The 13,436-nt window shown below is 41.9% G+C and carries 11 protein-coding genes and 1 other RNA gene; 9 read left to right on the plus strand and 3 right to left on the minus strand.

Translation table 11 applies throughout. The features are described from left to right. Positions 1-11: 11 nt before the first annotated feature. Positions 12-866: a dTDP-4-dehydrorhamnose reductase gene (gene rfbD, locus HT680_RS00370; RefSeq protein WP_173257399.1), complete on the minus strand. Its 855-nt coding sequence runs from the start codon at positions 864-866 to the stop codon at positions 12-14. A 245-nt stretch (positions 867-1,111) separates the two neighbouring features. Between rfbD and HT680_RS00375 the strand changes: the two genes are divergently transcribed. Beyond that, entirely contained in the window at positions 1,112-3,094 is a 1,983-nt protein-coding gene (locus tag HT680_RS00375) for a peptide ABC transporter substrate-binding protein (RefSeq protein ID WP_173257400.1), read from the plus strand. 169 nt (positions 3,095-3,263) lie between these two features. Here HT680_RS00375 and pbp1a read toward each other — a convergent pair whose 3' ends face one another. Together pbp1a and recU are read right to left on the minus strand one after the other, a co-directional pair. Beyond that, on the minus strand, positions 3,264-5,426 hold the full coding sequence (gene pbp1a, locus HT680_RS00380) for a penicillin-binding protein PBP1A (protein ID WP_173257402.1): 2,163 nt from the start codon (positions 5,424-5,426) through the stop codon (positions 3,264-3,266). Further along, positions 5,423-6,019, minus strand: coding sequence for a Holliday junction resolvase RecU (gene recU, locus HT680_RS00385; protein WP_173257404.1), 597 nt, complete (start codon positions 6,017-6,019; stop codon positions 5,423-5,425). The genes pbp1a and recU overlap by 4 nt, the downstream gene beginning before the upstream one ends. Before the next feature lie 66 nt (positions 6,020-6,085). Between recU and HT680_RS00390 the strand changes: the two genes are divergently transcribed. The 8 genes from HT680_RS00390 (at position 6,086) to HT680_RS00425 (ending at position 13,398) form a co-directional block, all read left to right on the plus strand. After that, positions 6,086-6,613, plus strand: a complete 528-nt coding sequence (locus HT680_RS00390) for a DUF1273 domain-containing protein (protein WP_173257406.1) — start codon at positions 6,086-6,088, stop codon at positions 6,611-6,613. 69 nt (positions 6,614-6,682) lie between these two features. After that, entirely contained in the window at positions 6,683-7,012 is a 330-nt protein-coding gene (gpsB, locus tag HT680_RS00395; protein WP_000146526.1) for a cell division regulator GpsB, read from the plus strand. A gap of 20 nt (positions 7,013-7,032) precedes the next feature. After that, positions 7,033-7,414, plus strand: an RNA gene (gene rnpB, locus HT680_RS00400) — RNase P RNA component class B. An 84-nt stretch (positions 7,415-7,498) separates the two neighbouring features. Continuing rightward, the gene (locus HT680_RS00405; protein ID WP_173257408.1) at positions 7,499-8,656 is read left to right on the plus strand and encodes a class I SAM-dependent RNA methyltransferase; all 1,158 of its coding nucleotides are present in this window, start codon (positions 7,499-7,501) and stop codon (positions 8,654-8,656) included. A gap of 12 nt (positions 8,657-8,668) precedes the next feature. After that, complete coding sequence (locus tag HT680_RS00410) at positions 8,669-10,117, plus strand: cell division site-positioning protein MapZ family protein (protein WP_173257410.1); 1,449 nt, start codon at positions 8,669-8,671, stop codon at positions 10,115-10,117. 75 nt (positions 10,118-10,192) lie between these two features. Further along, complete coding sequence (gene gndA / locus HT680_RS00415; protein WP_173257412.1) at positions 10,193-11,617, plus strand: NADP-dependent phosphogluconate dehydrogenase; 1,425 nt, start codon at positions 10,193-10,195, stop codon at positions 11,615-11,617. A gap of 11 nt (positions 11,618-11,628) precedes the next feature. After that, on the plus strand, positions 11,629-12,318 hold the full coding sequence (locus HT680_RS00420; protein WP_000518005.1) for a response regulator transcription factor: 690 nt from the start codon (positions 11,629-11,631) through the stop codon (positions 12,316-12,318). 99 nt (positions 12,319-12,417) lie between these two features. Continuing rightward, positions 12,418-13,398 (plus strand): N-acetylmuramoyl-L-alanine amidase family protein, encoded by a 981-nt coding sequence (locus HT680_RS00425; protein ID WP_173257414.1) that lies wholly within the window; start codon positions 12,418-12,420, stop codon positions 13,396-13,398. Positions 13,399-13,436 lie beyond the last annotated feature (38 nt).

The raw sequence follows: 13,436 nt of genomic DNA on the forward strand, positions 1-13,436 counted from the left end.
GTCGTAATCTTTTATTTTCTTACTTCTTGTTTATAAAACTCTTTAAGGGCATCTTGCCAGGTTGGAATGACGAAACCTGTCGCCTTTGCTTTTGCCAAGCTCATGGTTGAGTTGAGGGGACGTTTGGCCTTTGCAGGAAACTTGCTGGAGTCTACTGGCACAACCTGAACATCACTGCCTTTAAGAATCTCGACAGCAAAGTCATACCAAGTGGTATCTTCAGTTGAGTCATTTGATAAGTGGTAGTAGCCATATTCTTTTTGATTTTCAGTCAAGTAGGTCATAAATTCGGCCAAGGTACGTGTCCAAGTTGGGCGACCGTGTTGGTCGTTGACTACAGTAAGAGTTTTATGGGTTTTGGCTAGATTTTGCATGGTAAAAACAAAGTTTTTTCCATAATTTCCAAAGACCCAAGCAGTGCGGATAATGTAATGCTGTGACGTAAGGTTTTCAACAAGCTCTTCACCCATTCGCTTGGTACGTCCGTACTCTGTCTGCGGATCAGGTAGGTCATCAACTTCCCATTCTTGTCCGACGGGTTTCTTTCCATCAAAGACGTAGTCTGTTGAGATATAGACCAGAGTAGCTCCGTATTTCTCAGAGGCCTTAGCAACATTTTCAGTTCCAGTTACGTTTATGGCAAAATCCAGTTCTTTTCCTTCATCTTCAGCTGCATCAACAGCAGTATAGGCTGCACAATGATAGACTAGAGTTGGCTTGACCTCAGCAAAAACCTTTTCAACCATTTCAGAATCAGTGATATCCATTTCGGCCACATCCACTGCAACATAGTCCACATTTCGTTCATCTAGCAGATAACGTAGTTCTGTACCAAGTTGACCATTGGCACCTGTAATTAAGATCATATCTTTCTCCTTGATTTTTCTTATATTTAATTATATCAAAAATATAGAAAAATCGGTTTTTAGTGCCCCCTTTTTCGGTATAAACTTTGTTAGTGAAGCCCAAGAGAGACGAATAATTATTACTTTAGAATATCCTTAAAATTATTTTTCAGAATATACCAAATTAACACAAAAATTCTGAAAATTCTGTTGACATCTTTCTGAAAAGAGTCTATAATGGAGAGAAAGTTTTAAAGGAGAAAATGATGAAAAGTTCAAAACTATTTGCCCTTGCGGGCGTGACATTATTGGCAGCGACTACTTTAGCTGCATGCTCTGGATCAGGTTCAAGCGCCAAAGGTGAGAAGACATTCTCATACATTTATGAGACGGATCCTGACAACCTGAACTATTTGACAACTAATAAAGCAGCTACAGCAAATATTACCAGCAACGTGGTTGATGGTCTGCTAGAAAATGACCGCTACGGAAACTTTGTGCCGTCTATGGCTGAGGATTGGTCTGTATCGAAGGATGGATTGACTTACACTTATACTATCCGTAAGGATGCAAAATGGTATACTTCTGAAGGTGAAGAATACGCCGCAGTCAAAGCTCAAGACTTTGTAACAGGACTTAAATATGCTGCTGATAAAAAATCTGATGGTCTTTATTTAGTTCAAGAATCAATCAAAGGATTGGACGCCTATGTTAAAGGAGAAATTACAGACTTCTCTCAAGTAGGAATCAAGGCCCTTGATGATTATACAGTTCAGTACACATTGAACAAGCCAGAAAGCTTCTGGAATTCTAAGACAACGATGGGAGTTTTGGCTCCAGTAAATGAAGAGTTCTTGAACTCCAAAGGGGATGACTTCGCCAAAGGGACAGATCCTAGTAGTATTCTCTATAATGGACCATTCTTGCTCAAATCGATTGTAGCCAAATCTTCTGTTGAGTTTGAAAAGAATCCAAACTATTGGGATAAAGATAATGTCCACATTGGCAAGGTGAAATTGTCATACTGGGATGGCCAAGATACCAACAAACCAACTGAAGCCTTCAAAGATGGCAGCTTTACAATGGCACGTCTCTTCCCAACAAGCGCGAGCTACCCAGAGACTGAAAAAGCCTTTAAAGACAATATTGTTTACACACAACAAGATTCAACAACTTTCTTAGTTGGTATCAATATCGACCGTCAGTCTTATCAACATACTTCTAAGACAGCTGATGAACAAAAAACATCTACCAAGAAAGCTCTTCTAAATAAAGATTTCCGTCAAGCGCTTGCCTTTGGTTTTGATAGAACTGCCTATGCCTCTCAAGTAAACGGCGCAAGTGGTGCGACTAAACTGCTTCGCAACTTGTTTGTCCCACCTACATTTGTTCAAGCAGATGGTAAAAACTTTGGTGAGTTGGTCAAAGAAAAATTGGTGACATACGGTGACGAGTGGAGCAACGTGAACTTGGATGATGCCCAAGATGGTCTCTACAATCCAGAAAAAGCCAAAGCAGAATTCGCCAAGGCTAAGACAGCTCTTCAAGCAGAAGGAGTGAAATTCCCAATCCACTTGGATATGCCAGTAGACCAAACAAACACAACAAAAGTTCAACGTGTGCAATCTTTGAAACAGTCACTTGAAGCAACTTTGGGAACAGATAATGTAGTTGTGGATATCCAACAACTTCAAAAAGACGATGTCTTGAACATCACCTACTTTGCCGAGACTGCTGCTGGTGAAGATTGGGATATCTCAGATAATGTTGGTTGGTCTCCAGACTTTGCGGATCCATCTACCTACCTTGATATCATCAAGCCATCTGTCGGAGAAAATACGAAGACTTACCTAGGATTTGACTCTGGAACAAACAATGCTGCGGCTAAGCAGGTTGGTTTGGAAGACTACGAAAAAATGGTTGTGGAAGCTGGGGAAGAAACTACTGACGTTTCAAAACGTTATGAAAAATATGCTGCTGCCCAAGCTTGGTTGACAGATAGTGCCTTGATCATCCCAACAACTTCTCAAACTGGTCGTCCAATGTTGTCTAAGATGGTACCATTTACACTTCCGTTTGCATACTCTGGTAACAAGGGTATGAGCGAAGCCCTCTTGTATAAATACCTAGATGTACAAGACAAGGCGGTAACAACAGAAGAATATCAAAAAGCCCAAGAAAAATGGATGAAAGAAAAAGAAGAGTCGAATAAAAAGGCTCAAGAAGAGCTTGTAAACCATGTGAAATAATGCAAAAGAGCTAACGATAAGTCAGCTCCAGATTGAAGAAAAAGTCCATTTTGGACAATTTTCTTCAATCTTTTTCTTTTACTCAAGTCTGAGTAGCAGACAGATAGAATAGTGTATCAGACGACCAAAAACTCCTGAGATTATACTGATCTCAGGAGTTTTCTTGTAATTATGGTTGTACTGGTTGGGGATTTTGTTGACCAGGGATGATATTTGATTGTTGCGTATTATTATTGTTAGGATTGCTATTTGCGCTACTACTTGTGCTTGGAGAAGTTGCGCTTGACTGAGAAGTCGAGCTCTCAGATGTTGAGCTAGAACTTTCAGATGTCGAACTTTGTTGTGTAGATGATGAAGGGGTCCACGTATTGCGTGCTCCATTCTTAAAGACAAATTCTCCGCTTCTGTAAAGGCCTTCAGGCATGGTCCAATCCCCTGGATGGTCATCTGTTGAGAGGTAGGTCATCATCGAACGATAGACCTTAGCAGCAACGTAGAAGCCATCACCAACGATAGGAGTAAGTCGGTTAGAGTAACCGGTCCAGACAGCCATTGAATATTTACGAGTATAGCCGACAAACATTTCGTCTGGAGCTACATAACCAGAGTTCTTAATGTATTTCTCAATTTCATCATCTGTATAGTTTGATGTACCAGTCTTACCAGCTTGTGGTAACCATGATAGGTAGGCTCCACGTCCTGTTCCATAAGTCAGAACTGTTTTCATCATCTCTGTCATCATGTAGGCAGTTGTTTCTTTCATAGCCCGAGTACCAGGGTCAGAGAATTCTTTTGAGCTACCGTCACTAAAGACGACCTTGTTAACATACATCGGTTTGCGGTAGATACCACCGTTTGCAAAAGCAGCATAAGCAGCAGCCATTTTCTCGCTACTTGCTCCATACTTTTTGTTAGATTCGGTTGTGTTACTTGAAATCGCGTTGGCATAGTGCATATCTGGATAGTCAATACCGAGTCCATTTAGGAAGGTCTTAGCACGATCTAGTCCAACCTTATTCAAAGTTTCAACGGCTGGGACGTTTCGTGACTGTTGAAGGGCATACTGTAATGTAATATTTCCAAAATAACCTCTATCCCAGTTATAAACAGGTGTGTTGGTGCCAGGATAGTTATATGGTACGTCATGAACGATAGAAGCAGTTGAGTCGTAGATGTCATACTCCAAGGCTGGCGCGTAATCTGTGATGGGTTTCATGGTTGAACCCCAGTCACGGTTGGTTTCAACAGCTTGGTTCATACCGAAGGAAACATTGCTTGATTGGTGACGGGCACCTAATTGAGCGATGACTTTCCCGTTTGTGACATCTACGATAGTTGAAGCCACTTGCAATTCATCATCTGGGTAATTAACATATTCGTCGGTATTGTAGATATCCCAGAGACGTTGTTGGACTTTAGGATCGACATTGGTATAAACTTCCATTCCCGTTGTCAAAAGGTTGTAGCCCGTTTCTTGTTCGACTTGGTCAATTACTTCTTTGAGGTAATTGTCCATATACGGAGGATAGCTATTAGCAGATTTTAGACTTTGAAGTCCGTCTGTAATCGGAGTGTTAATAGCTTTTTCGTATTGTTCGGCAGTAATGTAACCTTGTCCCTTCATCTCGGAGAGAACCAGATCTCGGCGTTCTTGTGCCGCTTCTGGATGAGAGTAGGGGTCATACTGATTTGGAGCTTGGGGCATTCCAGCTAGGAGAGCCAATTGTGGCAAACTTAAATCTTTGAGGTCTTTGCCATAGTAATTTTGAGCAGCTGTCTGCATTCCGTAGTTACCATTTGACATGTAGACCTTATTGATGTAGTAAGTTAGAATCTCTTGTTTGGTCGCTTTTTGTTCTAGCTGAAAGGCTAACCAGGCTTCCTGTGCCTTACGAGAAAGGGTCTGATCAGAAGTTGACGTAGAGAAATAGGTCAGCTTGATTAACTGCTGTGTCAAGGTAGAACCACCCTGAAGACCACCACCACCTCGAAGATTTCGTAAGGAAGCACCGAGGATACGAATGGTATCTATTCCACGGTGATTAAAGAAACGATGGTCTTCAATCGAAACAATCGCATTGACCAGCTCCGTAGGGATTTCATTAGCCTGTGCATTGACACGGCGCTCTGACCCAAGATCAGCGATAAGTTCATCATTGCTGTCATAAATCTTACTAGAAGTCGTTGCGACTAGCTTGCTTTCGGATAGGGCTGGAGCCTTGCTCACATAGTAGAGAAAGAGGCCTCCGCCTAGCATAATAGCTGCGATAAATAAGGTCAAAAGGCAGATACTGACATACTTAGCTATCCGCAGGAAAGTTTGTTTGTTCATCTTGTTTTACCACCTAGTAAATGTTCTTTGATAACGTCGAGATAGGGAATTTGAGGAAAAGCGCCTTGTTCAATCTTATATCCATTTTCTCGAATATATCCAAGTGGCATTGACTTTTGTCCTCTATCTTGATGATAGAAACGAATCAAATCAATGGCCGGCAATAAGTAGGTTTCTTGCTGAGAAGAAAAGTGAAGGAGGACAAAGCAGATTCCTTGCTGGGCAAGAACTTGTTCCATATGCTGGATCTGATGGAGATGAAAATTCTTCATCGGAATCGCATGTTTTTGCCTGGTTTCCTTTGCTTCAAAGTCGATGTAGTATCCATCATAAACCCCTGAATAGTCAGTCGTTGAGGCCTGTCTAAAGTAGGCTTCAACAATCTTGGCTCGACTTCGTTGGGGATAATCAACACGTACGATTTGGATGGGAGTCGGTTTCTTGTGAATAACTGCTAACCCATGCGACAAATAGTAGTCGTTCGTAGCGTTGATCATCTTTTCAAAAGACATTCCCCGATTTGCGAAATTTTTAGTTTGTGACGGGGGTACTTGTCTCTTCTGTGATGAAAGTTTATGTGGATAGTTGACCATAATTCTCCTTATTGGTACAATAACATCACTCTATTATATCATAAATTTACAAAGAAAGGGTTAAAAATGACAACAGCCTTGATTTTAGGTTATTCAGCCTTCGACCTTGGTCTCTTTAATGACAAGGATATTCGCGTTGATATTATCAAAACAGCAATTCGGAGAGATCTAGAACGTCTAGCAGAAGATGGGGTGACCTGGCTTGTCTTTACAGGAACTCTGGGCTTTGAGTACTGGGTGCTTCAAGTGGCAAAAGACATGCAAGCAGACTATGGCTTTCAGCTGGCGACCATTTTTGATTTTGAAACCCATGGTAGTAACTGGAATGAGGCCAATCAAATCAAACTCAGTGAGTTTAAGCAGGTTGACTTTGTCAAATATGCCTATCCACAATATGAGCACAAGGGGCAACTACGTGATTATCAGAAATTTCTGCTGGAAAATACGGATGGATGCTGCCTGTTTTATGACGAAGAAAATGAAACCAAGTTACAGTATTTTTACCAGATGATGAAAAATCAAGGAGGCTATATTACAAAAAGATTAACATTTGAGGATCTGAACGAAATAGTGGAAAATTTTTCCGAAAAGTGAGGCTTTGACCTTGATTTTTGTTTGTCTTTTTTTATATAATAAGAATAGCAATCAAGAATGGAGAGAGAAATGGCAAGTATTATTTTTTCAGCAAAAGATATTTTTGAACAAGAGTTTGGACGTGAAGTTCGCGGATATAGTAAGGCAGAGGTAGACGAGTTCCTAGATGATGTGATCAAGGATTATGAGACTTACGCAGCTTTGGTCAAATCTCTTCGTCAGGAGATTGCTGATTTGAAGGAGGAATTGTCTAACAAGCCACAGGCAAGTTCTACTCAACAAAGTTCTATCGAAGTAACAAGTTCTACTCCAATGACAAATTTTGATATTTTGAAACGATTGAATCGACTTGAAAAAGAAGTATTCGGTAAACAAATCGTAGACAATTCTGAGTTATAATTAGGTGTCCATTAGATGCAATTTTTGGATAATCGCGTGAAGAGAATCCCTTTTCATGAGGAAAGTCCATGCTAGCACAGGCTGTGATGCCTGTAGTGTTTGTGCTAGGCGAAACCATAAGCCTAGGGACGAGAGATCGTTACGGCAGTCGAAATGGCTAAGTCTTCGGATAAGTCAGAGTAGGCTTGAAAGTGCCACAGTGACGGAGTCTTTCTGGAAACAGAGAGAGTGGAACGCGGTAAACCCCTCAAGCTAGCAACCCAAATTTTGGTCGGGGCATGGAGTGCACGGAAACGAACGTAGTACTCTGACTGCTATCAGTTATAGGCTGTTAGCGGTAGACAGATGATTATCGAAGGAAGTGGTCCTAGTCACTTCTGGAACAAAACATGGCTTATAGAAAATTGCATATAGGTTGGGGCTGAGAATTTTTTCTCAACCTCATTTTTTAAAGTGAACAAGAGAAAGGTCTTGCAAGACTGTAAAATGAAAAAAGAATTTAATTTAATCGCAACTGCTGCAGCGGGTCTTGAAGCTGTTGTGGGTCGTGAGGTGCGAGAGTTAGGCTATGATTGCCAGGTTGAAAATGGCCGTGTCCGTTTTCAAGGAGATGTGAAGGCAATCATCGAGACCAATCTGTGGCTTCGCGCAGCTGACCGTATCAAGATTGTAGTTGGAAGCTTTCCAGCTAAGACCTTTGAAGAACTCTTTCAAGGAGTTTTTGCTCTAGATTGGGAAAACTATCTCCCGCTCGGGGCACGTTTCCCTATCTCAAAGGCCAAATGTGTCAAGTCTAAACTTCACAATGAACCTAGTGTTCAGGCGATTTCCAAGAAAGCAGTTGTCAAGAAACTGCAAAAACACTATGCCCGCCCAGAAGGTGTTCCCTTGATGGAAAATGGTCCTGAGTTTAAGATAGAGGTGTCCATCCTTAAGGATGTGGCAACTGTCATGATTGACACGACAGGTTCTAGCCTTTTTAAACGTGGTTATCGTACGGAAAAGGGTGGGGCGCCGATCAAGGAAAATATGGCAGCGGCTATTTTACAACTATCTAACTGGTATCCAGACAAGCCCTTAATTGATCCGACCTGTGGTTCAGGAACTTTCTGTATAGAGGCGACTATGATTGCTAGAAAGATGGCCCCTGGGCTTCGCCGTTCCTTTGCTTTTGAAGAATGGAACTGGGTTAGCGATCGGTTAATTCAAGAAGTGCGTACTGATGCTGCCAAGAAAATTGACCGTGAACTTGAACTGGATATCATGGGCTGTGATATAGACGCTCGTATGGTTGAAATTGCTAAAGCCAATGCCCAAGCAGCAGGTGTGTCAGGTGACATCACTTTTAAACAAATGCGGGTACAGGACTTGCGCTCAGACAAGGTAAATGGTGTCATCATTTCCAATCCACCATATGGAGAGCGTTTATCTGATGATGCAGGAGTCACCAAGCTCTATGCTGAGATGGGACAAGTCTTTGCGCCATTGAAAACCTGGAGCAAATTTATCCTGACTAGTGACGAAGCTTTTGAAAGTAAGTACGGAAGTCCAGCGGATAAAAAGCGCAAACTTTATAACGGAACCTTAAAAGTGGATTTGTATCAATACTTTGGTCAGCGTGTGAAGCGCCAAGAGGTAAAGTAGAAAGGAAGACAGATGAGTAAAAAAAGACACAATCGTCATAAAAAAGAGCATCAAGAATCCAAATTTGATTTTGACGAGGCGAAAGATCTGACAGTTGGTCAAGTCATCCGTAAAAATGAAGAAGTTGAAGCTGGAGTATTGCCTGAGGACAATATCTTGGATAAATACATCAAACAGCACCGCGAGGAAATCGAAGCCGACAAGTTTGAAACACGTCAATTTAAAAAAGAAGAACTGCAGGAAGCTCAGGCTCAAGAAGAATTGACACAGGAAGTCTCAGAAATCACTGGAGAGTCGGCGTCAATCATGGAGGAACCCGATACAGTTTCAGAAGAAACGGTGTCAGACTCAGTGGAAACTACAAGCTCGGATGTGATTTTGCCTCCTTTGGGAGAAGAAAATCAAGACTTGGAACCGCTTGTGTTGGAAAAGCAAACGCCAGCAGAGGTTGCTGATGAGAAAGAAGAGGAAGAGACAGCTCTACTTTCACGCTCAGCTCAGGCAGAACCAGAAACAGTTTCTAATTCTAAAAAGAAGCGCGTGTTTATTATCGGTTCAGCCTTGGCAGCAGCCCTTATCTTGGCAGGTAGTTACTATATCTATCGTCAAGTAAATCGCTCCAACCAAGCCATCCAGTCTTCTCAATCATCTTCTAGTAATCAAGAAACACAAGCGGCTTTACAAGAGTTTAATACCCTCTACGATGCCTTTTATACGGATGCTAATAAAACAGCCTTGAAAAATAGTCAGTTTGACAAGTTGAACCAACTCAAGGCTCAACTAGATAAACTCGAAGGCAGTCGAGAGTATACCCTTGCAAAATCTAAGTATGATAGTTTAGAAACTCAAATCAAGGCTGTGCAAGAAGTGAATAATCAGTTTGAAACTCCAGCAATTACTGATGGTGTCTTGGATACCAATGCGAAGGTCAAGGCAGATGCTAAATTTACAGAAATTAAAACAGGAAATACAGAGCTAGATAAACTGTTAGATAAGGCCATTAGCCTTGGTAAGAGCCAGCAAACAAGCGCCTCTAGTTCAAGTTCAAGTAGCAGTAGCCAAGAAAGTTCAAGCACAACGACTGATAGCAGTACGAGCAGTTCGTCTGCTTCATCGAGTTCGGCACCTGCCAGCAGACCAGAAAGCGGAGGCTTGTCTAGCGAAGGTGCCAATCTTCAAAGAAGTGCTAGTCGTGTACCATACAACCAATCCGCTGTAGAGGATAGCAACAATCCTGCCTGGACTTTTGCGGACGGTGTCCTTGAACAAATCTTAGCAACATCGCGTGCTCGTGGCTATATCACTGGTAATCAATATATCCTAGAACGGGTCAATATCGTAAACGGAAATGGTTATTATAACCTCTACAAACCAGATGGAACCTATCTCTTCACCCTCAACTGTAAGACTGGATACTTTGTTGGTAATGGAGCTGGTCACGCGGATGACTTGGACTACTAGGAGTCCGTTACAAAATTCTTTCCTTTCATAGGTAAAAATGATAAAATAAAACATATTAAACAAGAGGAGTGTCACATGACAAAAGCTAACTTTGGTGTCGTTGGTATGGCCGTAATGGGTCGTAACCTTGCCCTAAATATCGAATCTCGTGGTTATACAGTTGCCATTTACAATCGTAGTAAAGAAAAAACAGAAGACGTAATTGCTTGCCATCCTGAAAAGAACTTTGTACCTAGCTACGATGTAGAGTCTTTCGTTCAATCTATCGAAAAACCTCGTCGTATCATGCTCATGGTTCAAGCTGGACCTGGTACAGATGCAACTATCCAAGCCCTTCTTCCACACCTTGACAAGGGTGATATCTTGATTGATGGAGGAAATACTTTCTACAAAGATACCATCCGTCGTAATGAAGAATTGGCAAACTCAGGCATCAACTTTATCGGTACAGGGGTTTCTGGTGGTGAAAAAGGTGCCCTTGAAGGTCCTTCTATCATGCCTGGTGGACAAAAAGAAGCCTACGAATTGGTTGCTGATGTTCTTGAAGAAATCTCAGCTAAAGCACCAGAAGATGGCAAACCATGTGTGACTTACATCGGTCCTGATGGAGCTGGTCACTATGTGAAAATGGTCCACAACGGTATCGAGTATGGTGACATGCAATTGATCGCAGAAAGCTACGACCTCATGCAACACTTGCTTGGTCTTTCTGCAGAAGACATGGCTGAAATCTTCACTGAGTGGAACAAGGGTGAATTGGACAGCTACTTGATCCAAATCACAGCTGATATCTTGAGCCGTAAAGACGATGAAGGTCAAGAGGGACCAATCGTAGACTACATCCTTGATGCTGCAGGTAACAAGGGAACTGGTAAATGGACTAGCCAATCAGCACTTGACCTTGGTGTGCCATTGTCACTTATCACTGAATCAGTATTTGCCCGCTACATCTCTACATACAAAGAAGAGCGTGTGCATGCTAGCAAGGTGCTTCCAAAACCAGCTGCCTTCAAATTTGAAGGTGACAAGGCTGAGTTGATCGAAAAGATTCGTCAAGCTCTTTACTTCTCAAAAATCATTTCATACGCACAAGGTTTTGCTCAATTGCGTGTGGCTTCTAAAGAAAACAACTGGAACTTGCCATTTGCAGACATCGCATCTATCTGGCGTGATGGCTGTATCATCCGTTCTCGTTTCTTGCAAAAAATCACAGATGCCTACAACCGCGATGCGGATCTTGCAAACCTTCTCTTGGATGAGTACTTCTTGGATGTTACTGCTAAGTACCAACAAGCAGTGCGTGATATCGTAGCTCTTGCTGTTCAAGCTGGTGTACCAGTGCCAACCTTCTCAGCAGCTATTACTTACTTTGATAGCTACCGTTCAGCTGACCTTCCAGCTAACTTGATTCAAGCGCAACGTGACTACTTTGGTGCCCACACTTACCAACGTAAAGACAAAGAAGGAACCTTCCACTACTCTTGGTATGACGAAAAATAAGTAGGTCTGCCATGGGGAAACGGATTTTATTACTTGAGAAAGAACGAAATCTCGCTCATTTTCTCAGTCTGGAACTTCAAAAAGAGCAATACCGTGTTGATCTGGTCGAGGAGGGACAAAAAGCCCTCTCCATGGCTCTCCAGACAGATTATGACTTGATTTTACTGAATGCTCGTCTGGGGGATATGACGGCCCAGGATTTTGCAGAGAGGCTGAGTCGGACAAAACCTGCCTCAGTGATCATGGTCTTGGACCATCGCGAAGAATTGCAAGACCAGATTGAGACAATCCAGCGCTTCGCCGTTTCTTACATCTATAAGCCAGTGATTATTGATCAGCTGGTGGCTCGTATTTCAGCGATTTTCCGAGGTCGGGACTTTATCGACCAACACTGTAGTCAGATGAAGGTCCCAACGTCTTACCGCAATCTGCGTATGGATGTAGAACATCATACCGTTTATCGTGGCGAGGAGATGATTGCTCTGACGCGCCGTGAGTATGACCTTTTGGCCACTCTCATGGGAAGCAAGAAGGTCTTGACTCGTGAGCAGTTGTTGGAAAGTGTTTGGAAGTACGAAAGTGCGACAGAAACCAATATCGTGGATGTTTATATCCGTTATCTACGTAGCAAGCTTGATGTAAAAGGTCAAAAAAGCTACATTAAAACCGTGCGTGGTGTTGGGTATACCATGCAAGAATAGAAAAGCAGTTGCAGTTGTGTGACTGCTTTTTTTTGAGGAATTCCTATATATTGACATACGGTAAGGTCTTTGCTACAATCAGTTGCGGAGGATACTAAAATGAAATTCTTGAAAAAAATCATGCGAGTTGGACTAGCAGCCTTCTTTCTTGGTCTGTTAGCGACCAGTACAGTATTGGCGGATACCACAGGTGGACAGTTTGTTGATAAGGACAATAGAAAATACTATATAAAAGATGACCATAAAGCAATCTATTGGCATAAAATAGACGGTAAAATGTACTATTTTGATGATGATGGAGAAATGGTAGTCGGCTGGCAATACTTAGAAATTCCTGGGACGGGTTATCGTGATGATTTATTTGATAATCGTCCAGTTTTCGAAATTGGCCTTCAATATAAATGGTACTACTTTGATCAAGATGGGGTACTACAAGAATTTGTTGGCTGGCAACAATTAGAGGTTAAGGATTCATTAACTGTTGGTAAAAAACATGGTGAAGGCTTTGAAGGCCCAGAAGTTCTTAAATTAGCAAATTATTACTTTAATGAAGATCATTCTTTAAAGACAGGTTGGCTCTACGATCAATCTAACTGGTACTATCTAGCAAAAACAGGTCATTTAGGGAAAGACTACCTTGGTGGTGAAAGACGTGCGGGTTGGATAAACGATGATTCGACTTGGTACTACCTAGATCCAACAACCGGTATTATGCAAACTGGTTGGCAATATCTAGGTAATAAGTGGTACTACCTCCGCTCATCGGGAGCTATGGCAACTAGTTGGATTAAAGATGGTTCAACTTGGTATTATCTAGATGCTAAAAATGGAGATATGAAGACAGGCTGGGCTTATGTCGGTAACAAGTGGTACTATCTCCGTTCATCAGGAGCTATGGCAACTGGTTGGATTAAGGATGGTTCGACTTGGTATTATCTAAATGCAAGTAATGGCGATATGAAGACAGGTTGGTTCCAGGTTAATGGCAAATGGTACTATGCTTATAGCTCAGGTGCTTTAGCAGTTAGTACAAAAGTGGATGGCTACTACGTCAACTATAATGGCGAATGGGTCCAATAATGAAAGAGGCGATTGTGAAGGAAACAATCGCTTTTTTT

It is taken from the genome of Streptococcus sp. 5905 (genome assembly GCF_013276505.1).
Lineage (GTDB): Bacteria > Bacillota > Bacilli > Lactobacillales > Streptococcaceae > Streptococcus.

Coding starts and splice junctions, on each gene's coding strand:
- pbp1a (WP_173257402.1), bottom strand. CDS start 5,426: ATGAACAAACAAACTTTCCTGCGGATAGCTAAGTATGTCAGTATCTGC.
- recU (WP_173257404.1), bottom strand. CDS start 6,019: ATGGTCAACTATCCACATAAACTTTCATCACAGAAGAGACAAGTACCC.
- HT680_RS00420 (WP_000518005.1), top strand. CDS start 11,629: ATGGGGAAACGGATTTTATTACTTGAGAAAGAACGAAATCTCGCTCAT.
- rfbD (WP_173257399.1), bottom strand. CDS start 866: ATGATCTTAATTACAGGTGCCAATGGTCAACTTGGTACAGAACTACGT.
- HT680_RS00410 (WP_173257410.1), top strand. CDS start 8,669: ATGAGTAAAAAAAGACACAATCGTCATAAAAAAGAGCATCAAGAATCC.
- HT680_RS00390 (WP_173257406.1), top strand. CDS start 6,086: ATGACAACAGCCTTGATTTTAGGTTATTCAGCCTTCGACCTTGGTCTC.
- gndA (WP_173257412.1), top strand. CDS start 10,193: ATGACAAAAGCTAACTTTGGTGTCGTTGGTATGGCCGTAATGGGTCGT.
- HT680_RS00405 (WP_173257408.1), top strand. CDS start 7,499: ATGAAAAAAGAATTTAATTTAATCGCAACTGCTGCAGCGGGTCTTGAA.
- gpsB (WP_000146526.1), top strand. CDS start 6,683: ATGGCAAGTATTATTTTTTCAGCAAAAGATATTTTTGAACAAGAGTTT.
- HT680_RS00375 (WP_173257400.1), top strand. CDS start 1,112: ATGAAAAGTTCAAAACTATTTGCCCTTGCGGGCGTGACATTATTGGCA.
- HT680_RS00425 (WP_173257414.1), top strand. CDS start 12,418: ATGAAATTCTTGAAAAAAATCATGCGAGTTGGACTAGCAGCCTTCTTT.